Here is a 20413-nt window from a genome sequence, read left to right on the forward strand (position 1 = left end):
CAAAAAGACTTGCTTCGGCTGACCCGATTCAGTTTTTATTCCCCTATTCCCCTATTCCCCTATTCCCCTATTCCCCTAATCTCACGCTGCCGCTGCTTCCAGCTGTTCCTTGATCATACGGGTGGCGTCTTCGCGGCTGGTCGGCTGGCCGAACATGAAGCTCTGCACATATTCGCAGCCCATCTGGCGCAGCTGGAGCGCGTCGCTTTCGCTCTCCACACCTTCCGTCACAACCGCCAGCCCCAGATCATGCGCCATGCTGACGATGGAACGCAGCAGGGTGGTCTTCTGCGGCTGGTCGCCCTTCACGAAGGAGCGGTCGATCTTGATGATGTCGAACGGGAAGCGCGTCAGATAGGCTAGCGACGAATAGCCGGTGCCGAAATCATCCAGTGACAGGCCGATCCCCATCGTCTTGAGCCGCGCCAGCACATGGGCCGACTGCTCGGGATTTTCCATGAGGACGGATTCGGTCAGCTCCAGCTTCAGGCTGCCCGGATTGAGGTGGATGCGCGACAGTACGGACCGGACATCGTTGATGAGGTCTTGCCGGATGAGTTGCGTGGATGACAGGTTGACCGAGACGAACAGGTCGAGTTTCGGGAATTGTTCCTGCCAGGCGAAGAGGTCTTCGGCGGCGCGCTGCATGGCGAAAAGGCCAAGCTGCACGATCAGTCCAGAGTTTTCGGCAATCGGAATGAATTCCGACGGCGAGATTGCGCCACGGCGCGGATGTTCCCAGCGCATTAGCGCTTCGAAACCGGCGATGGTGCCTTCCTCCAGTTTGACGATCGGCTGATAGGCCATGCTGATTTCGTCGCGTTCGAGCGCGCGGCGCAGATCGGATTCCAGCTGCAGCTTGTCGCTGCCGATGGCGCGGAAGGCTGGGCGGAACGGCTCGATCCGGTCGCCGCCAAAGCGCTTGGCCTGATACATGGCCAGTTCCGCGTCCTTCACGAAATCTTCTGCCGTGGTGGCGGTTTTCGTCCATGTGATGAGGCCGACGGAGGCGGTCAGGACGATCTCGCGCTTGGCGTAGGCAATGGGCGCGCGGGTGGCCTGACGCAGCGCTTCCGCAAAGGCCGCGATACGGCCGGGGTCGCTCTCTGATGCAAGCAGCAGCCCGAACTGGTCGGAAGACAGGCGCGACAGCGTGTCCTGCGGCTTCATCAATCGCGCCAGACGGCGCGAAATGGTCAAAAGGATTGTATCGCCCGCCGACATGCCCAGACTGTCATTGACCTGCTTGAAGCGGTCAATATCGATCATGAACACGGTCGGGTGCAGATTGCTCTCGCCGCGCGCCATGTTCATCACATTGCTGAGGCGGTCGAGGAAAAGCTCACGGTTGGGCAAGCCGGTCAGATTGTCATGTACGGCATCGTGCAGCAGGCGCTCTTCGGCCTTCTTCTGCTCGGTAACGTTGACGAGCGTGCCGACGCAACGCACGACTTCGCCGTCCGAGCCGATCACCGGGCGGGCGCGCAGCGCATACCAGTGGTAATGGCCGTCATTGGCGCGCATACGGAAAATCTGGCCGATGCGTCCGCGGCGGTTTTCCAGAATGGCGTCCAGCGTCGAACGGAAACGATCCCGGTCGTCGGAATGCATGACGGGCAGCCAGTTGCGCACCGGTCCCTGCAAGCTGCTTGCCGAATTGCCGAGCTGGTTGGCGATATCGGGCGTCGTAACCACGCGGTCGCGCGGCACATCCCAGTCCCAGACGATATCGCCCGCGCCGATGACGGCAAGCGCCTGGCGTTCCATGTCGGACAGCAGCCCTTGCTGCAGCGCACCGCCCGCAAAGGCGTGCTGCATGACGGTAAAGCCGATCAGAAGCACAATCAGCACGAGGCCGCCGCCCAGCGCTGGCTGGACAATATCGTTGTCGAGACGGCCCGTGACCGCCATCCATGCGCCGAGCAGCCATATCAATGTGAGAAGCCAGGCGGGTATCAGCATGACCGCCCGGTCATAGCCCTTCACCGCGAGATAGCCGATAATCGCCACACCGGAAACGACGGTCAGTGCGAGCGAGATGCGGGCGATGCCCGAGGCAATCGGCGGATCGAAAACCGCAACGCCTGCAAGCGCCAGCAGGCCCAGAACCCACGTCACCGCGCCATAGCTGAAATGGTCGTGCCAGCGGTTGAGATTGAGATAGGCGAACAGGAAGATCACCAGCGAGGCGGCAAGCGCCACCTCTGTGCCCGCGCGCCATATCTGCTCATTGCCGGGTGTGATTTCCATCAGCTTGTTCCAGAAGCCGAAATCGACGCAGATATAGGCGAGAACCGCCCATGCAAGCGCCGCCGTGGCTGGAAACAGCGAGGTGCCCTTGACGACGAAGAGAATGGTCAGGAACAGCGCCAGCAGGCCTGAAATGCCAAGCAGGATACCGCGATAGAGCGTATAAGAATTGACCGTGTCCTTATAGGCTTCCGGTTCCCACAGATAAAGCTGCGGCAGATTATGCGAGGAAAGCTCGGCGACGAAGGTGACCACGCTGCCCGGATTGAGCGTGATGCGGAACACATCCGCATCGGCGCTTGGCTGGCGGTCGAGCGCGAAGCCTTCGCTGGGGGTGATCGACGCAATACGCGGCGAGCCGAGATCCGGCCAGATAATGCCTGAACCGACAAGACGGAAATGCGGCGCGACGATCAGGCGGTCGATCTGCTGGTCGGTCGGATTGGCGATGGAGAAAGCGGCCCAGTCGCCGGAGGCATTGCTGTTCTGATCGGCCTGCACTTCGATGCGGCGCACAATGCCATCGGGGCCGGGCGCGGTAGAAACCTGAACGCTCTCGCCCTTGTTGCGCAGGAGTTCGACGGCGCGCGACAGATCGAGAGCGGTGTCGTCCTTGGAAATCTTGATCGGTTCGATGGCAGATGCATGAACGGTCGAAAAGGCCAGAAAGACGATCAACGCGAGAAACCGCGCGGCGTTCTGGAATAGCTTTTCAGAAAAACCGCTCACGAGCGTTCAACCTTGCCATTGATCATGCGGCCATCCAACATACGTTTGTCGCTTTCTATGAGGGCGAACAGCAGGTGGTCCTGCCAGAAGCCATTTATCTTGAGATAGGAGCGCAACAGTCCTTCTCTCTGAAATCCGGCTTTTTCGAGAAGCCGGACCGAACGTACATTATGGGGAATACAGGCAGCTTCAATCCGGTGCAACCGCAGTTGGTCGAATGCAAAGGGGATAACCAGAGAGAGCGCCTCGGTCATATAGCCTTTACCCGCGAAAGGAGCGCCGCTCCAATAGCCGATCATGCCGTTCTGTCCTACGCCGCGCCGGATATTGCCGAGCGTGATACCGCCGAGAATGCGATTATCGCTGTTGCGGAAAATGAAGAAAGGATAGCCGGTTCCGGCAGAAATTTCTTCCTGAAAACGCCGCATGCGATAGCGGAAGGCGCTTTTCGTCAGGTCATCGTCGGGCCAGGTCGGCTCCCACGGGGTTAGAAACGCCCGGCTTTGCTCACGCAGATTTGCCCAGCCCGCGAAATCACCCATCATGGGCTCGCGCAGATAAATGCGCTGTCCACGCAGGATCGTCGGGTTGTTGCGCCGAAACGACAGGCCGATCATCGGAGTTAGGGGAGTAGGTGAGTAGGGGAATAAGTGAGTAGGAAAAACGAAATCTTCACGGCCACATACTCCCCTATTCCCTTATTCCCCTACGGCCTTAAACAGCTATCTTTCTCGTATGCGCATTGGTCGACAGCGCATCGGTGAGGTCGCCGAAGCTCATCAGGCGGCCAACGGGGCCGACACCCGCGATGGTCGGCTTGCTGTCGAGGAACAGGCGACCTGCAAGGTCCGTCAGGCGTTCCGGCGTGATCAGGGAAAGGCGTTCCATCAATTCGTTATTGTCGACCGGGCGGCCATAGAGCAGGAACTGGCGGGCCAGCTGGCCTGCGCGGCTGGCTGCACTTTCCTGCGACATCAGAAGGCTGGCGCGATATTGCGCCCGGGCGCGATTGACTTCCTCGATACTGATCGAATCCGCCGCCTTGTGCAGCTCGTCAATGATGACCGGAACCAGTTCCACCAGTTCATCGCGACCCGTGGCGGCATGGATGCCGAACAGGCCGGTATCCGAAAAGCCCCAATGGAAGGCATAGACCGAATAGCACAGGCCGCGCTTTTCGCGCACTTCCTGGAACAGGCGGGAAGACATGCCGCCGCCCAGCACCATGGACAGAAGCTGCGAGGCATAGAAGTCGCGCACATGATAGGCGCGGCCTTCAAAGCCGATTAGCACCTGCGCATCCATCAATTCGCGGTTTTCGCGGAAGTCGCCGCCGACATAGGTGGCAAGCTCAAGCGTCGGGGCCGTGTTATGGGCACGGAAACCACCGAGGCGTTTTTCAACTTCCTTGACGAAAGCATCGTGGTCCACGCCACCGGCAGCCGTTACGACCATGCGGTCGGCGCTGTATTGCTCGTCCATATACTGGCGCAGATCGGCGGAAGAGAAGGACATCACCGTATCCGGCTCGCCAAGAATGGCGCGGCCGATGGGCTGGTGACGATAGGCTGTTTCGGTGAAACGGTCGAAGACGATATCGTCCGGCGTGTCGTGCGCCGCGCCGATCTCCTGCATGATCACCTGCTTTTCGCGCTCCAGTTCGGCTTCGTCGAACTTCGATGCGGTCAGGATGTCGGAGAGGATATCAATGGCGAGAGGCATGTCATCGCGCATCACGCGCGCGTAATAGGATGTAGTCTCGACGCTGGTTGCGGCGTTGATCTCGCCGCCCACATCTTCGATATCCGAGGCGATTTGCCAGGCAGAGCGGTTTTCCGTGCCCTTGAAGGCCATATGTTCGAGGAGATGGGCTATTCCGTGCCGGTTGGCGGCTTCGTTTCTCGCGCCGGCTTTAACCCAGATTCCAAGCGCCACGCTTTCCACATGCGGCATGGTATCGGTGGCTATCGTCAACCCATTGGGAAGACGCGTTACTTCAACACCCATAAGCGAACTGCTCCCTGCATTCCCCGCTCTGACTTTTCATGGGCCCGATCCGGTTCGGGGTCGGGCTCAAATTTCCTTTCCGGAGCCTCAGGCGTGGGCTCTGGAATGGCGGCTTACATATTCTTCTACGATTTTCAGGTCGTTGTGAAGAACTGTGAAGCTTTCTTTTCGTTGCATCAAGTCCGACAGCCATGCCGGGAGCTGCGGTTCGACACCGCATGCAGCCTTTACGGCATCGGGGAATTTGGCCGGATGCGCGGTGGCGAGCGCTACCATCGGTGCTGCGCCGGACACATTTTCGCGAGCCACTTTTACGCCAATGGCCGAATGCGGATCGAGAAGATAACCGTCATCAGCCAGCACCGACTTGATCGTTTCCGCCGTTTCCGCAACCGTCGAGCGGCCTGCGGAGAATTCGGCGCGGATCGCCGAAAGCGGCTTTTCGGAAATGGTGAAGCCGCCCGATTGCTTCAGGCTCTGCATAAGGCCGCGCACGGCAGCATCATCGCGGTCATGGGCCTCGAACAGCAGACGTTCGAAATTGGACGAAATCTGGATATCCATCGACGGCGAGGTGGTCTGGGCCACACCGCGCATTTCATAAGCGCCGGTGTCGAGCGTGCGCGACAGAATGTCGTTGTCGTTGGTTGCGACGATCAGGCGTTCGATGGGCAGACCCATGCGCTTGGCCACATAGCCTGCGAAAATATCGCCGAAATTGCCGGTCGGAACAGTGAAGGACACCGGACGGTCCGGCGCGCCGAGGCTCAGCGCAGCGGTGAAATAATAGACCACCTGCGGCATGATACGCGCCCAGTTGATCGAATTCACACCCGAAAGCGACAGCGCATCGCGGAAGGCGAGGTCGTTGAACATGCCTTTGACGAGGTTCTGGCAGTCGTCGAAATTGCCTTCGATGGACAGCGCATGAACATTGGCGAAGCCCGACGAAGTCATCTGGCGCTGCTGCACCGGCGAGACGCGGCCATTCGGGAACAGGATGAAGATGTCCGTGTTGTCGCGACCGCCAAAGGCTTCGATTGCCGCACCGCCGGTATCGCCAGAGGTTGCGCCGACGATGGTGGCGCGCTCGCCACGGCTTGCCAGCACATAGTCCATCATGCGCGCCAGAAGCTGCATGGCGACGTCCTTGAAGGCGAGCGTCGGGCCGTGGAAGAGTTCGAGCACGAATTCATTCGCGCCGGTCTGGACGAGCGGACACACGGCATCATGACGGAAGGTGCCATAGGCTTCGCGCACCATGCGTTCGAAATCGGCCTGCGGAATTTCGCCACCGGTGAAGGGCGTCAGCACGGCCAGCGCGATTTCGACATAGGATTTTCCGCGCAGGCTGCGGATTTGTTCTGGAGAAAACTGCGGGTATTCCTGCGGCAGATAGAGGCCGCCATCGCGGGCAAGTCCGGCGAGCAATGCATCGCTAAAACCCAGGACCGGGGCTTCGCCGCGTGTGCTTACATATTTCATTTCGTCAGGCCTTCATTCCAGATATCTGCCCAGATCGGCTGCGCATGTCTCATTCGACGCGCATCTTATTGGGATGCGTTTCAAAGCTGTGCAAATGCAATAGGGCGTCCATAAAAAAGCCGCAAGAAATTAAAACATCCCGGAGGGGGTGGGGTTGCTCTTCGCGGCAAAAAACGGGAAAACGTCATCGCGCACTGTTTTGTGCGCAGTGGTATAAAGCATTTCCAGCAAAAGTGCGAAGCGGTTTTGCGTTGGGAAATGTGGCGGCGGAACAAATTGGGGTGGTCCGGCGGTTTCAATGAAATCGGCGCGCTCTCAAACAAACGAATTAATGCAGGGAAGCCCGGTTTATGCAGAAAGCATCACAGAATCGTTCATCGTTGTTTCCAGTCTTTGCAACGGTTTTGCTCGCAGCGCTTGCGGGTTGCACGACCAGTGGCAGCGAAAAGCCTGGCGATATGGCGGCTGAAGGTCCAAAGCGCATCAGCGCATCTGAGCTTCGCGCCTATTGCCCGACGGTGACGCTGCGTGACGGAACCGCCTTCTTCAGCACCTATGCCAAGGGCGGCGACAAGGACCCGGCACAGGTGGTCTATCAGGCATCGCTGACCGATGTGACGCGTTCGTGCCAGTATGGCGACGGCAACATTACCATCGATGTGGCTGCCGCTGGCAAGGTTGTGCCCGGTCCGAAATATAAGAGCGGCACCATCACCATGCCGGTGCGTGTGGCCGTGCGTCAGGGTGATCAGGTGGTCTATTCCAAGCTGCACAAGCAGGCGGTCACCATCACCAACGGCGATACCGCGACCCAGTTCGTCTTCAACGACAAGGGCATTTCGCTGCCAATGCCGGACAAGCAGAATATCCAGATTTTCGTCGGCTTCGATGAAGGCCCGAATCCCAAGTAATTTTCGCAGCGCCTGATAGGGCGGAGCGCTTATCGGAAAACCAGATGCGCGGGGCAAAACCCGCGCATTTTTTGTTGCCTGCGCGCGATATTGGTACAGTCGCGAACGTCGATATATTTGCGAGCTCTAATACAAAAACAAAACTGCCAATAAATTAATATTGTTCCCAAAAGATGCGGTTCGTGTAATAGTCATATCGTTTTTATATGTTTATATTGATGCTGTGGGTCTGTGCTTATATTTAATATAGCTGCTTATGCGGGATAAGCAGTATAGTCCCTGCCACAGATCGTTTGCGAGGTTTCAAGGGCGGATGGTGCGCAGGCGGAGCAGTGGCGGCAGCCTTTTCAATCCAGTTCCTCTTATCCTTCTCTTGCTGCTTCTCTGTGGAGCGGTCGCCGGGCATTGGGTTGGCGAAAAACTACGAAGAATGGGCGATGAGCGACAGGTGAATGCCTATATGGAGGCATTGCTTTCCTATGCGGGGCGGCTGATCGACTCGGCGCACAATACTCTCGATCAGGCGGAACAGTCGCCCCACAGGGTTTGCTCCGCCGATGAGCGGGTCTATCTGCGCAGAATTCTCTTCAAAGCCTATCAGATCAAGGATATCGGCCGGCTGATCGATGGCCGGTTGAACTGTTCGACGCTGCTGCCGGATCTGGCGCGGCAGGAACCGCGCTCCACGGCGGATGTGCTGCTGCCTGACGGAACCTACGTCTATGCCGACCGCCCGCTGGTTACGCCGGGAACCTATGGCCCGGTGATGGGCAAGGGCAACTCCAATGTCGTTCTAAGCCCGGCGGCCTTCGATTTCATGCATACGCCGGGCTATGCCTTCGCCCTGTTCATGAGCGACCAGTCGCGCGAGAATTTCGCCCGCTTCTATGAATATCCGGCCAATGCCGATCTGGAGCCGTTATCGGGCGGGCGTATAAGGGACTTTGTCGAAAAGCATGACCAGCTGAACGCCTATGCCTGCGAACCGGACAAGCTCATCTGTCTCACGCTGAGGACGGAGATCGACCGCACAAGCCTGCATGCGCGGCTGCGATCATTTCTTTCCATTGTGCTTGGCATGTTGGCGGCTGGCAGTCTTGGCCTTGGCTGGCGCGTCTATAATAATCGCGACCGTTCGCTGATGACGCTCCTGTCCAGAGCGCTGACAAAAAAGGAACTGGAGGTTGTCTACCAGCCGGTAGTCAATGTTGCCAGTGGCGCGATTGTCGGTTTTGAGGCTCTGATACGCTGGGAGATTCATAAGGGAGACTTTGTTCCGCCGGATGTTTTCATTACGCGGGCGGAGAAGAGCGGGCTGATCCATCGCATAACGCTTTATGTAATCGATGCAGTGATCAGCGAAATGGGCGAGCTGTTGCGCGCCAAGCCCGGCTTGCGCATCAATATCAACATAAGCGCCCGCGACCTGCATGACATGGAATTCGCCAACCGGCTGGAGGCGCGGCTGGTGAAAGCGTCCATCGACCCGCAGCAGATCGGTCTGGAGCTGACCGAGCGTACAGCGGTGGATTTTGCGAAGGCTTCCGGTGCGATCCATCATTTGCGCGAGAAGGGGCATCGCATCTATATCGATGATTTTGGAACAGGCTATTCCAGCCTGGCTTATCTCGGCGCGTTGAATGTGGATGCGATCAAGATCGATAAGACGTTCACGCGGACCGTCGATAATGGCAGCACGGTTTCGATCGTTCCGCAGATATTGGCCATGGCGCGGCAGCATTGTCTGGACGTGGTTGTTGAAGGTGTGGAAACGGAGGCGCAGGCGCTCTATTTCGCCAGGGAAAGTGCGGGCGACAGCGCGCCGGTCAAGGCGCAGGGCTGGTATTTCGGCAAGCCGGTCTCTGCGATCATCGCGCGAACGCTGGTGGTTGCAAAACCCGCAAAACCCGTAAAACGCCGGAAGACGACCCGAAAAGGCTCGTTTCTGGGCATTGGCGGCGAGCCGCGTGGTTAGATAGACTGATGTCTTACCGCATTCTGTGAATATCCTAAAAGCAAAACGCGCTTTAGCTAAAATTCGAATTAAATTCGACAGCGATGTTCAAACGAAAAGCAACGAGTCTGCGCTAGTCTGCACCCATGAAACAGAAATATGAACGTATTCTCGAACCGACGGATACCTGGGCGATCTTCGAGACGTCTACGGGTGAGCCTGTCATGATGGGGACCCGGCTGCTGATCGGTCTTGCCGAGCAGGAAGCCGAAGAGCTGCTGGCCATCCTCAACGCGCCGCCGAAGGGGCGCAGCAAACGCTCCGCCGCCTGAGTGTCTGTTCCAAAAGTCGCCATGCCGGACTGCAAATGGCAATCTGAGTTTTGTATTCGCATAATCTGATCCGAAAAGTCTGCAACTTTTCTGGATTGCGCGAGGCTCCCGGTGCTCACGTACCCAAAAGTACGGCTCAAGCTCCGGTTCTCGAAATCACCATTTTCGCCACGGCCTGTCGCTTTTGATTCAGACACTGAAGCAGTACAGACGATAGCCCGAACGTTCGGGCTATCGCGATATTTGGATCAAACCGGACAGCGTGCCGGCATCTTGTGTGTCAGGCGTCGGTCCAGATCGATAGCGCGTTGATGACGCTCGCCAGATCCTTGTGACGGTGGATCACCGTCTCGGCGCCAGCATCCGTCAGGCGGTCGGCATGGCCGGGATAGGTGTGCGCGCCACCCGTAAAGCCGATGACGCGCATACCGGCGGCACGCGCGCCATGGATGCCGTGCACGGAATCCTCGATCACGATCACATTGCTTGGATCGGCATCGAATTGCTTGGCCGCATAAAGGAACACATCCGGCGCGGGCTTGGTCTTTTTGGTGCCGACTTCCTTTGCCGAAAAAATATTCGGTGCAAAGAGATCGTAAAGCTCAACGCGCTTCAGCATGGTTTCCAGCCGTGCGCTGGTCGAGTTGGAGCAGATGCATTTCGGCAGCTTCAATGCCGAAACCACTTCCACAATATCATCGACAGCCTGCACCTCGTTCTTGAGGCGCTCATCGAGAATGCTTTCCGATTTATCGATCAGCGAAGCGGAAAGCGCTATGCCTGCCTCGCGCTCGACCGTCAGCAGGATGTCCTGCCAGGTGAGACCGGCGAAACGTTCGGCCAGTTCGTCGGCGGAAATCTGAAAACCGGCATCGGTCAGAAGCACGGATTCGACTTCCGCAGCGATGATTTCGGAATCCACCAAAACGCCATCGCAATCGAAAATGATGAGGGACGGAGCCGCCATGTGGGTAGCCTTCTTATCGGGAGGAGGACGCATTCACACTTGCGGGAACGCATCGGGAATATTGAAGGATCAGCTACAACTTTATAGCCCTAGCGTCAAACTTCACCGGAGACCTCGCGCCGTCTGCGGTCCAGCTCTTCGCTATAGCGCCTGAGCGTATGCGCTTCACTCAACAGGCCCATGACCTTGCGTTCCTGCGCATTGTTGACCACGGCGAGCGCTTCGCTTTCGGAACGGTCAAACCGCACGACAGCTTCCTTTGCGTTCATTTGCGGCAACAGGAATTCATCCTGATACTTCAAAAGCTCGCTGATGCTGTGGTTTTCCGAACTGTCGAAACTGTCGGCATAGACTTCCGGCACGGGGATCATGCCGACATAGCGTCCTTGCGCGTCCACCGCGATGACCCGCTGGGTGGAACCAAGCGGGAAATCGTGGCGGAAGGTTTCGATATCCGTGTCGATCAGCACGGTGCGCACATCGTGACGCATCATGCGGCTGACGGTCAGATTGCGTATCCAGCCAATATCATGCGCCGAGCGGATGGCTTCGCCGCGCAGGTGGAAGCGCCAGGTGGCGAAGGAGTAGCCGAAGGTCTTGCGGACCATCAGCGAGGAGGACACGACGGCGCCCAGCACCAGCATGGAAATCGGAAAATCGCCGGTCAGTTCCAGCGCGAGAAAGGTCATGGTCATAGGGCCGCCGACGATGGCGACGGCCAGTGATGACATGCCGATCACCGCATAGACTTCCGGCGCAAGCGTCAGGCTGGTTGGCAGCACCACGCCCGCGACCGCCGCGAAAAGCTTGCCGGTCAATGCGCCCAGAAACAGCGATGCGAAGAACAGGCCGCCGCGAAAGCCGGAGCCGATGGAAATTGCCGAGGCCAGCGATTTCGTCAGGATCAGCAACAGCAGCGCCGAGATGGTAATATTCGCATTCAGATCGAGATGCAGCGCGCCATGGCCGGACGCCAGCACCTGCGGCGAGAAGAAGGCGATCAGACCGACGATGGCCCCGCCGATAGCCGGTGTCAGTACATTGGGCAGAAAACTGCGCCGGGTGATTTGCTCGACGAATGTTACGCCGCGCATGATCAAAATGGCGATCCCTGCCGAAACAAAGCCCAGCAGCAATGCGGGCACGTAGTCACGTGGGGTGATGGCGTCGATGTTGCCGATATCGATCAGAAAAGGTGTGCCCCCAATGGCCTGCGTCACCAAAGTGCCGACAATCGCCGCGACGACCACCGGGGCCAGTGTGGCGATGGAATAAACGCCAATGATAAGCTCGAATGCATAAAATGCGCCGGTGAGGGGCGCGTTGAACGCGCTGGCAATGGCCGCTGCCGCACCACAGCCGACCAGCGTGCGCAAGTCGGCCCGGCGCAGTTTGAGTGCACGCCCGATGCGCGATGCGAAGCCGCTGGCAAGCTGCGTATATGCGGCCTCAAGGCCAACCGAAGCGCCAAAGCCGTTGGAAATCAGGTTTTGCCCGACGAGAATAAAGCTATCGGTGAGCGACAGGCGACCGCCATGCAAGGCATTGGCTTCGATGGGGTCGACGATGGGGCGCTTGCGCCAACGCGCCAGCACCCAGATGACCACCCCCATGAGGATGCCGCCAGCCAGCGGCGCGATGAAGGCGCTGGGATAAAGCTGCGCCGCAGAACTGAGCTTTTCGCCGGGTTCCAGCGCAAATAGCGCCTGATGCATCCATTGCGATATGCCGCCGATGGCCGCAACGGCAAGGCCGGATATGATACCGATCACCACACCCGCGATGACGAGACCGATTTCGCTGCCGCGCACAACGGCGCGCATTCGGAAGGGAACGAAGAACACCCTCAAATAACGGTTATGGCGCAGTTCTGCGAAATTCATATGCAAAAACCTGACAGGCGCGGTTCGGTCGGCTCAGTTGCCTCGAAGGCTGATTGTTCGCAAATCATAGCCGGAAAGGGATAACCAAGCCTTATTGGTGACGACGCATTACCCGTCGGCCTTTGCATTTCGATGACGGCGTTAAGATGGCAGTCGTGAAATTGTTCAGCATCGTTTGAAAGGAAAAAGCCCGGAAAGCCGGGACTTTGTTGCCTTTTTAAGAAAAGGTTTACGATTTCAATACCTTGGCGTTAACGCCATATTTACCCTACCCGGTAACCATAAGGACAAGTTTTCGCGTCCACAGGTAATCGAGTATCCCATGTCCCTAGTACGTCTTGCCCATGAGTTGCCCATCGAGGCCCCGCGTACCGCCTGGCTCGACTCCATCATCAAGGGTGATTGCGTTTCCGCTCTGGAGCGCCTGCCGGATCATTCCGTCGATGTCATCTTTGCCGATCCGCCCTACAATCTTCAGCTGGGTGGCGATCTGCATCGCCCGGATCAGTCGATGGTCAGCGCTGTTGACGATCATTGGGACCAGTTCGAGAGCTTTCAGGCTTATGACGCTTTCACCCGCGCCTGGCTTTTGGCCTGCCGCCGTGTTTTGAAGCCGAATGGCACGATCTGGGTTATCGGCTCCTATCACAATATTTTCCGCGTCGGCACACAGTTGCAGGATCTGGGCTTCTGGCTCCTTAATGACGTGATCTGGCGCAAGACCAATCCGATGCCGAACTTCCGCGGACGTCGTTTCCAGAACGCGCATGAGACGTTGATCTGGGCATCGCGCGACCAGAAGGGCAAAGGCTACACCTTCAATTATGAAGCGATGAAAGCCGCCAATGACGATGTGCAGATGCGCTCGGACTGGCTGTTCCCGATCTGCACGGGTTCAGAACGCCTGAAGGACGAGAACGGTGACAAGGTTCATCCGACGCAGAAGCCGGAAGCGCTCCTGGCCCGCATCATGATGGCTTCGAGCAAGCCGGGAGACGTTATTCTCGACCCATTCTTCGGTTCCGGCACGACCGGCGCGGTGGCGAAGCGTCTCGGACGCCATTTTGTGGGTATCGAACGCGAACAGACCTATATCGACGCCGCAACCGCTCGCATCGATGCAGTCGAGCCGCTCGGCAAGGCCGAACTGACCGTCATGACCGGCAAGCGCGCTGAACCGCGTGTGGCTTTCACCAGCGTGCTGGAAGCAGGTCTCTTACGTCCGGGAACGGTTCTTTGCGATGCGCGCCGTCGTTATGCGGCGATCGTTCGCGCTGACGGCACTTTGGCGGCCAATGGCGAAGCTGGTTCGATCCATCGTATTGGCGCCAAGGTGCAAGGGTTCGACGCCTGCAATGGCTGGACCTTCTGGCATTTTGAACAAGAAGGCGTGCTGAAACCTATCGACGATCTGCGCAAAGTTATCCGCGACGAGATGGCAGCAGCAGGCGCCTGAGCATAATTCTCATCGGACGGCCTCCAGCAAAGTCTGATCATGGAGCGCCCGGAGCGAATGCTTCGGGCGCTTTCGCTTTTATCAGAACGTAAGGCCGAGGGACTTCAGGTCGACGGCGAGTTTGGGTGCACCGGTGAAATGAACGGCCTGCCAGCCGGCAGCTTTTGCGCCGTCCACATTATGCAGCGAGTCATCGATGAACAGCGTTGCCGCCGGGTCAAGGTCGAACGCCGCGACATGCGCGTCGTAGATTTCCCGGTCGGGTTTCAGCATCTTCACGTCGCCCGAAACGGTGACACCCCGGCTTTCCGTCAGAAAAGGAAACCGGACCTGCGCTTCGCGGAAGGTGTCTGAGGCGAAATTGGTCAGCATGGTGACATCGTTCCCCGAGGCGATCAGCCCGCGCAGAATGGCGACACTTTCATCATAGGCATGCGGCACCATGCGCGACCAGTTTTGCCGGAAAGCCAGAATCTGCTCGCGCCATTCCGGGTGGGTGTCGATCAACAGCGCTTCGGCATCCCGCCAGCTACGCCCGCGATCCTGTTCGACATTCCACGGACCCGTGCAGACCGTTTCCAGAAACCAGCGCCGCCGCTCGGTGTCGGGAATGATGTCGAGATAGGCCAGTTCCGGATCGTAATGGATGAGAACCTTGCCGATATCGAAAACGACATGTTTGATTGGAGAGATCACGGTTTCTTCCTTTTGGGTTTGCCAGTCTGTTTGAAGGCATCCGGCACCGCCGCTGCAATGGCTTTCTTCATCACGGTGGGCAAAGCTTCTCCGGCGAGCTCGTCCGGCGCTGACCACCAGCCATTTGCGGCCAAACGCTCGCTCACATTCTCGGCGCGGTAGACCGAGAGGCGCAATTCGAAATGGGTGAAGACATGGGTAATGCTGCCCGCCGGTTTCCATGAAGCCGGGAAGGGGGCCGCGTTGACGGTCGCGTCGCCATCGATACGCGCGGTCCACGGGCTGCCCGGCACTTCCGTCATGCCCGCAAGCAGGCCTTCGCCTTTTCGCTTGCGCAGAAAGATTGCGCCGTCTCCGCTCATGGCAACGAAAGCCGCACCAGTGCGGATCGGCTTTTCCGCCTTCGGCGCCTTGACCGGAAATTCCTCCGGGTCGCGGGTGGCGAGTGCGATGCAGTTATCATTGACCGGGCAGATCGCGCAGGCCGGTCGGCGCGGTGTGCAGATCGTTGCTCCGAGGTCCATCATTGCTTGTGCGAAGTCGCCGGGGCGGTCTGACGGCGTCATCCCGGCCATCAGGGCGCGGATTTGCGGCTTGGCGGCTGGCAGTGGCGTGTCGATGGCATAGAGCCGCGAAATGACGCGCTCGACATTGCCGTCCACCACTGCGGCATTTTCGCCGAAGGCAATTGCGGCAATGGCTGCCGATGTGTAGTCGCCGATGCCGGGCAGTTCCTTCAGGGCTGCGGCGTTGCCTGGAAATTTGCCGCCATATTGTGCGGCAACGAGGTCGGCGCATTTCTTGAGGTTGCGGGCGCGGGAATAGTAACCAAGCCCGGCCCATGCGCGCAGAATGTCGTCTTCGCTGGCGTTCGCCATGGCGCGCACGTTCGGCCAGCGTGCGACGAAAGCGGTGAAATAGGATTTCACGGCCTCAACAGTCGTCTGTTGAAGCATGATTTCCGAAAGCCAGACCCGGTAAGGATCGGGCCGTATGCCGCGCGTCTGTTCTGAGGGCGTCACGCGCCAGGGCAGAACACGGTGATGGCGATCATACCAGCTCAAAAGCTGGCCGCTGCGTGTGGAGCCGCTTTTGGCTTGAGGCGAAGCAGTGATCGGGCGGGCGGTGGAGTTCAAAGTCGCAGCGGCTTTCCAAAAAATGTCACGTTTACTGTAGTTGATAGAAAAAACAGCGATAGTGTAAAGCCAAACATTGTCAGCACTTGGCAAATGGGTCTGGCGCGTTACAAATCCTCCCATCGCGCTTTTGCCGTGGAAAGAGAATCAGTGATTAATTCCGTACCGGTTTATGTCATCAATCTCGCGCGTTCGCGAGACCGATGGGAGCGCCTGCAACAAAGCGCTGACGCGTTTTCGCTCGATCTGCGGCGCGTCGAGGCTGTGGAAGGCAAGCTGTTGCAGCCGGACGAGCTTGGCGATTTCGATGAGGCCGGTTTCCGGCGCTGCCATGGCAAAATCGCCATGCCTGCCGAAATTGGTTGCTATTTCAGCCACATTAGCGCCCTTGAAGTCATCGCTGCGGCCCCGGAACCCTTTGCCGTTCTGGTCGAGGACGATGTCCTGTTTACGCCCGCTTTTATGCCCTTCGTTGAAAAAGCGATCCGAATCAGCGGTTGGGATGCGATCAAACTGGTCAATCACCGCACGGCGGCATTCCGGTCTTTCCGTCAAGTCGATGACGAGTTCGCGATCGGGCGTTGTCTGCATGGACCGCTGGGAAGCTCTGCTGCTTATATCGTGACACGGGAAGGGGCTGCGAAACTGCTGGCTGGGATACGCCCCATGCGGGTCCCTTACGATGTTGCACTTGAACGAGGATGGGCTGGCCATTACGAGATTTTCACTACCGACAAACCGGTGGTGGAATTCTCCGAGGTTGCTGTATCGACAATTGCACAGGGCCGTTCAGCTTACGCTAAAAAGCGATTGCCGCCATACAAAAGGCTAACTACGCTTTTTTTCAGGACTGCCGATTATGTCAGGCGAATCGTTTATGCACTTGCGAAGAGGAATCTCAGAGAGGCAACCGATTGAGTTATTTCAAAAAATCCTTTTTAGTTCGCCGCAAGGTAGATCCCTGGATTTTGGGCGTGGCCTCGGCGGCGATGCCTATCCGGGTCGGCCTCGGTCCTTTGATTTTATTCGTCTTTTCTTGCATCGGGATCTATATGGCTTGCGGCCGCCATGCGGTCGCGCGGCTCCATTGCAAGAAATTCTATATTTTCATTCTGCTTTATGCGGCCTGGTCGCTTGGGCTGATCCTGTTTCGCGGTGAACCGTTCAACGATAACCGTCAGATCGGCTATACGCTGCTGATTGCGGTTTTCGCCTTTGCAGGCTCCGGCATGGCTTTGATCCGCGACCCGCTGCGCGCCTATGTGCTTGGCGCGCGTGTCGGCGTCCTCGTCGCCACTATTGCTGCGCTGTATCTGGCGGTCACCGCTGGCGGACGTATCGGGATCGGCGGCAATCAGGCGGTTTTTGCCTTTGTTGTGGGCGTCTCGGCCATCTCGGCAGCGATACCTTTGCGCCAGGCATCGCGCTATCTCCCGAACGGGCCGCACTGGCTCGTGCTTGGTCTGGCGGCGGTTTTGACCTCCGAAACCCGGGCCGTGATCGTGGTTCTGCCTATCTTTGCTGCGATTGAAATCATTTTCTTTCTGAAGCGTTTCAGCATCCGCCAGCAGGGGAGTGTTTACGCCGCGCTGGGCGTTGCTTTGGCGGCGCTGGTTGTCGTCGGTCCTGTCGGCGACATCATTTCGAAGCGCTTTTCGGGCATGATCGAGTATTACGACACCGGTGACAGCAAGCAGTGGGAAGACAAGATTTCTGCCGATATTCGTGAGGTGCTGTGGAAAAGCGCCAGCAAGATCATCGTGCAGCATCCGATTGCGGGCGTCGGTTCCTATTCCAAAATGGATGAGGTGCGGACGGAAGCGGGCGAACAGGCTCCGATGCTGGCTGGTTTCCGCCATGTGCACAATACTGTTCTCGACGAATTGCTGAATGACGGTATCATCGGCCTGATCTTCATGACCGGTGCCTTCCTGTCTATTTTCGTCTATCTGTGGCGAACCGCAGATAGCTGGGCAATGCGCAGGGCCCTGATTTATTTCGCGGTGGTCAGCGGCAGTTACGGCATGCTGCACAATCCGCTGCTGCACGAAGTCACGATTTCGTCGACCATGTTCTTCCTTGCGGCGCTGAATGCAGCCGCGTCCCGTCGGGTCATGGCCGCACGGCGTGCCGGACTTGAAATGTGCGTATTCGGAAAGAAGTCGATTGCATGAAAGCGATAGTAACGGGGGCCGCCGGTTTCATCGGATACCACACGGCGCAACGCCTGCTGGACGAAGGCTGGCAGGTTGTCGGCATCGATAATGTCAATGACTACTATCAGGTCGAGCTGAAGGAAACGCGGCTCGCCAAGCTCCTCGCACGCGACGGCTTTCGTTTTGCCAAAGCCGATATTGCGGATGCGGAAGCGATCAAGAATGCCATTGGCGCGGATAGGGACGCCGATGTGATCGTACATCTCGCCGCGCAGGCGGGCGTGCGTTATTCCATCGAAAACCCGGCTGCCTATGTTTCGGCCAATGTCATGGGGCAGGTCAATATTTTCGAGACCGCGCTGAAGCTCGAGAAGCGCCCGCCTGTGGTCTATGCCAGTTCGTCTTCGGTTTATGGCGCAAACGAGAAAATTCCTTTTTCAGAAAGCGATCCGGTCAATCATCCGGTATCGGTCTATGCCGCGACGAAGCGCTCGGGCGAATTGCTGGCTTTTTCCTACAGCCATGTACACAAGCTGCATTCGACGGGCTTGCGCTTTTTCACGGTTTACGGCCCCTTTGGACGACCGGATATGGCGCCATGGCTTTTCACTTCGGCGATCCTGAAAGGGGAGCCCATCCGCGTTTTCAACAATGGCGAGATGCAGCGCGATTTTACGTTCGTGGAGGATATCGTCAGCGGCGTTGTCGGCGCGGTAAAGCGCATTCTGGAAAAGCCGCAGGAAACGGCACCGGTCTATAATCTCGGCAACAACCGCCCGGTCATGCTCAATGATTTCATTGCGGCAATCGAGAAGGCGACAGGTAGGGAAGCGATCCGCAGGCTTGAACCGATGCCTGCCGCAGACGTTCCACGCACCTATGCGGATATCACGCTGGCCACCCGCGATCTGGGTTTCAGCCCCAAAACGACGCTCGATGAAGGTATTCCTTTGTTTGTGGAGTGGTTTCGCGGCTATAATGGAGCGCGATGAGCGAGCCAAAATCAAAACGCGGATTTCGACCGCTGGCGGATATGACCTCGGGTCTGATGGACCCGATGCTCCAGAAACGTGCGGGCATCAATCTCTCGCTCCTGCAATCCTGGGAAGATATCGTCGGCCCGGCCATTGGCGCCACATCGCGCCCGTTGCGTATTCTCTGGCCGCGTCGCCTGCATGAAGATGACCCATTCAAACCTGCGACCTTGATCATCGCTTGCGAAGGTTTTGCCGCCTTACAGATCCAGCACGAGACCGGCGAAATCATCAGTCGCGTCAATGGCTTTCTTGGCTTTTCGGCCATCGGGCGCATCCGCATCGAGCAAAAGCCACCCGCTATACCGGCCAAGCGCCGGGCCAAGCGGCTTGCTCCGCTGGCCCCTTCGGAAGAGCGCCGGATCGACAAGGCAACGGACGGAATCGAGGATGATGCCTTGCGGGCGGCACTTGCACGGCTTGGCAAGAATATTCTGGCGGAAAAGCGAAGTTCCGGCAAAAAGACGGATTAAGCTCAGTGCGTTGCCAGAAACTTCCTGCAATTGCAAAAACGCTTAATTGCGATACAAGCCGCCATAAATTTGATGCAAGGCTTCGGCAGTTTGCAGCGAGTTGAAGCAAGAACTGGGCTAGTCGTTCTGCATATGGAAACAATATCGGTGGTCTGCTGACTTTCATGTGAACGATGCGGGTCTGGCGAATATTTCTCGGCCGCCTTAGATTATATATCGAACAACCAAATGAAACAGGACTGGATGATTCGGATGCCTGCAGTGCTTAATCGCAGACACGTCATTTCTCTCGCTGGATCGGCTGCTGCCGGACTGGCTTTTGCAGGAGCTTCTGCAACGGGCGCTCTGGCGCAGGACCGTGCCCCGGAAGGCACTGTCGATGCGGCGAAGATCGCCGAGCCGGGCAAGCTCAAGGATATGGTCTACGGCAAGGCCGATGCACCGGTGACGATCATCGAATATGCATCGCTGACCTGCCCGCATTGCGCCGAATTCACGATCAATACTTTCCCGAAGATCAAGGAAAAATATATCGATACAGGCAAGGCGCGGCTCATCTTCCGCGAATTCCCGTTCGATCCGCGCGCAACCGCTGCGTTCATGCTGGCGCGCTGCGCTCCGGAAGATCGCTATTTCCCGATGGTCGACGTGTTCTTCAAGCAGCAGCAACAGTGGGCAACCGCCGAAGATGGTGAAGCCGCCCTGCTACAAATCGCAAAACTTGCCGGTTTTACACAGGAGTCCTTCAAGGCTTGCTTGACGAACCAGCAAGTTCTCGATGATGTGAGAGCCACGATGGAACGTGGATCGAAGGATTATGGAGTCAACGCGACGCCAACCTTCTTCATCAACGGCCAAAAATACGCTGGAGCCCTTTCGGTTGACGAAATGTCGGCAATCATCGACAAGCTTCTCTGACCCGTTTTCCCGGATGAAAAGCGGAC

The 20413-nt window shown here is 57.8% G+C and carries 17 protein-coding genes; 9 read left to right on the forward strand and 8 right to left on the reverse strand.

The features are described 5' to 3' along the window. Positions 1 to 81: 81 nt before the first annotated feature. The 4 genes from ABWW11_RS03955 to thrC form a co-directional block, all read right to left on the reverse strand. A complete protein-coding gene (locus ABWW11_RS03955) occupies positions 82 to 2979 on the reverse strand; it encodes a sensor domain-containing phosphodiesterase (RefSeq protein ID WP_109368504.1) in 2898 nt (965 codons plus the stop codon). Continuing rightward, on the reverse strand, positions 2976 to 3596 hold the full coding sequence (locus ABWW11_RS03960; RefSeq protein WP_109368505.1) for a GNAT family N-acetyltransferase: 621 nt from the start codon (positions 3594 to 3596) through the stop codon (positions 2976 to 2978). The genes ABWW11_RS03955 and ABWW11_RS03960 overlap by 4 nt, the downstream gene beginning before the upstream one ends. A gap of 97 nt (positions 3597 to 3693) precedes the next feature. After that, positions 3694 to 4986, reverse strand: a complete 1293-nt coding sequence (locus ABWW11_RS03965) for a M16 family metallopeptidase (RefSeq protein ID WP_109368506.1) — start codon at positions 4984 to 4986, stop codon at positions 3694 to 3696. A gap of 87 nt (positions 4987 to 5073) precedes the next feature. Beyond that, positions 5074 to 6471 carry a threonine synthase gene (thrC, locus tag ABWW11_RS03970; RefSeq protein WP_121537379.1) on the reverse strand — a complete coding sequence of 466 codons (1398 nt, stop codon included), beginning with the start codon at positions 6469 to 6471 and terminating at the stop codon, positions 5074 to 5076. A 350-nt stretch (positions 6472 to 6821) separates the two neighbouring features. On the opposite strand from thrC, the gene ABWW11_RS03975 reads away from it, so the two are divergent. From ABWW11_RS03975 to ABWW11_RS03985, 3 genes are all read left to right on the forward strand, one after another. After that, positions 6822 to 7382, forward strand: coding sequence for a hypothetical protein (locus ABWW11_RS03975; RefSeq protein WP_121537381.1), 561 nt, complete (start codon positions 6822 to 6824; stop codon positions 7380 to 7382). Between the two features lie 313 nt (positions 7383 to 7695). Further along, positions 7696 to 9357 carry an EAL domain-containing protein gene (locus ABWW11_RS03980; protein ID WP_121537383.1) on the forward strand — a complete coding sequence of 554 codons (1662 nt, stop codon included), beginning with the start codon at positions 7696 to 7698 and terminating at the stop codon, positions 9355 to 9357. 125 nt (positions 9358 to 9482) lie between these two features. Beyond that, a complete protein-coding gene (locus ABWW11_RS03985) occupies positions 9483 to 9668 on the forward strand; it encodes a hypothetical protein (RefSeq protein ID WP_109368510.1) in 186 nt (61 codons plus the stop codon). A gap of 280 nt (positions 9669 to 9948) precedes the next feature. Here the strand turns inward: ABWW11_RS03985 and ABWW11_RS03990 are convergent, their stop codons facing one another. Both ABWW11_RS03990 and ABWW11_RS03995 read right to left on the reverse strand, forming a co-directional pair. Further along, a complete protein-coding gene (locus ABWW11_RS03990) occupies positions 9949 to 10635 on the reverse strand; it encodes an HAD family hydrolase (protein ID WP_121537385.1) in 687 nt (228 codons plus the stop codon). A gap of 95 nt (positions 10636 to 10730) precedes the next feature. Continuing rightward, on the reverse strand, positions 10731 to 12518 hold the full coding sequence (locus tag ABWW11_RS03995; protein ID WP_121537387.1) for a chloride channel protein: 1788 nt from the start codon (positions 12516 to 12518) through the stop codon (positions 10731 to 10733). 322 nt (positions 12519 to 12840) lie between these two features. Between ABWW11_RS03995 and ABWW11_RS04000 the strand changes: the two genes are divergently transcribed. Continuing rightward, on the forward strand, positions 12841 to 13974 hold the full coding sequence (locus ABWW11_RS04000) for a site-specific DNA-methyltransferase (protein WP_121537389.1): 1134 nt from the start codon (positions 12841 to 12843) through the stop codon (positions 13972 to 13974). 81 nt (positions 13975 to 14055) lie between these two features. Here ABWW11_RS04000 and ABWW11_RS04005 read toward each other — a convergent pair whose 3' ends face one another. Both ABWW11_RS04005 and mutY read right to left on the reverse strand, forming a co-directional pair. After that, the gene (locus ABWW11_RS04005) at positions 14056 to 14670 is read right to left on the reverse strand and encodes an HAD family hydrolase (RefSeq protein WP_121537391.1); all 615 of its coding nucleotides are present in this window, start codon (positions 14668 to 14670) and stop codon (positions 14056 to 14058) included. After that, positions 14667 to 15785 carry an A/G-specific adenine glycosylase gene (mutY, locus tag ABWW11_RS04010; RefSeq protein ID WP_121537470.1) on the reverse strand — a complete coding sequence of 373 codons (1119 nt, stop codon included), beginning with the start codon at positions 15783 to 15785 and terminating at the stop codon, positions 14667 to 14669. The genes ABWW11_RS04005 and mutY overlap by 4 nt, the downstream gene beginning before the upstream one ends. Between mutY and ABWW11_RS04015 the strand changes: the two genes are divergently transcribed. The 5 genes from ABWW11_RS04015 (at position 15714) to ABWW11_RS04035 (ending at position 20387) form a co-directional block, all read left to right on the forward strand. Next, a complete protein-coding gene (locus ABWW11_RS04015; protein WP_235858909.1) occupies positions 15714 to 16724 on the forward strand; it encodes a glycosyltransferase family 25 protein in 1011 nt (336 codons plus the stop codon). The genes mutY and ABWW11_RS04015 overlap by 72 nt on opposite strands. Before the next feature lie 134 nt (positions 16725 to 16858). Next, positions 16859 to 17980 (forward strand): O-antigen ligase family protein, encoded by a 1122-nt coding sequence (locus ABWW11_RS04020; protein WP_235858910.1) that lies wholly within the window; start codon positions 16859 to 16861, stop codon positions 17978 to 17980. Beyond that, positions 17977 to 18954 (forward strand): SDR family NAD(P)-dependent oxidoreductase, encoded by a 978-nt coding sequence (locus tag ABWW11_RS04025; RefSeq protein ID WP_121537395.1) that lies wholly within the window; start codon positions 17977 to 17979, stop codon positions 18952 to 18954. Before ABWW11_RS04020 ends, ABWW11_RS04025 begins: the two co-directional genes overlap by 4 nt. Next, the gene (locus ABWW11_RS04030) at positions 18951 to 19469 is read left to right on the forward strand and encodes a DUF721 domain-containing protein (RefSeq protein WP_109368517.1); all 519 of its coding nucleotides are present in this window, start codon (positions 18951 to 18953) and stop codon (positions 19467 to 19469) included. Before ABWW11_RS04025 ends, ABWW11_RS04030 begins: the two co-directional genes overlap by 4 nt. 252 nt (positions 19470 to 19721) lie before the next feature. Beyond that, a complete protein-coding gene (locus ABWW11_RS04035) occupies positions 19722 to 20387 on the forward strand; it encodes a DsbA family protein (protein ID WP_109370185.1) in 666 nt (221 codons plus the stop codon). Positions 20388 to 20413 lie beyond the last annotated feature (26 nt).

The organism is Brucella sp. NBRC 113783, from assembly GCF_040372265.1.
Classification (GTDB): Bacteria; Pseudomonadota; Alphaproteobacteria; order Rhizobiales; family Rhizobiaceae; genus Brucella; species Brucella teleogrylli.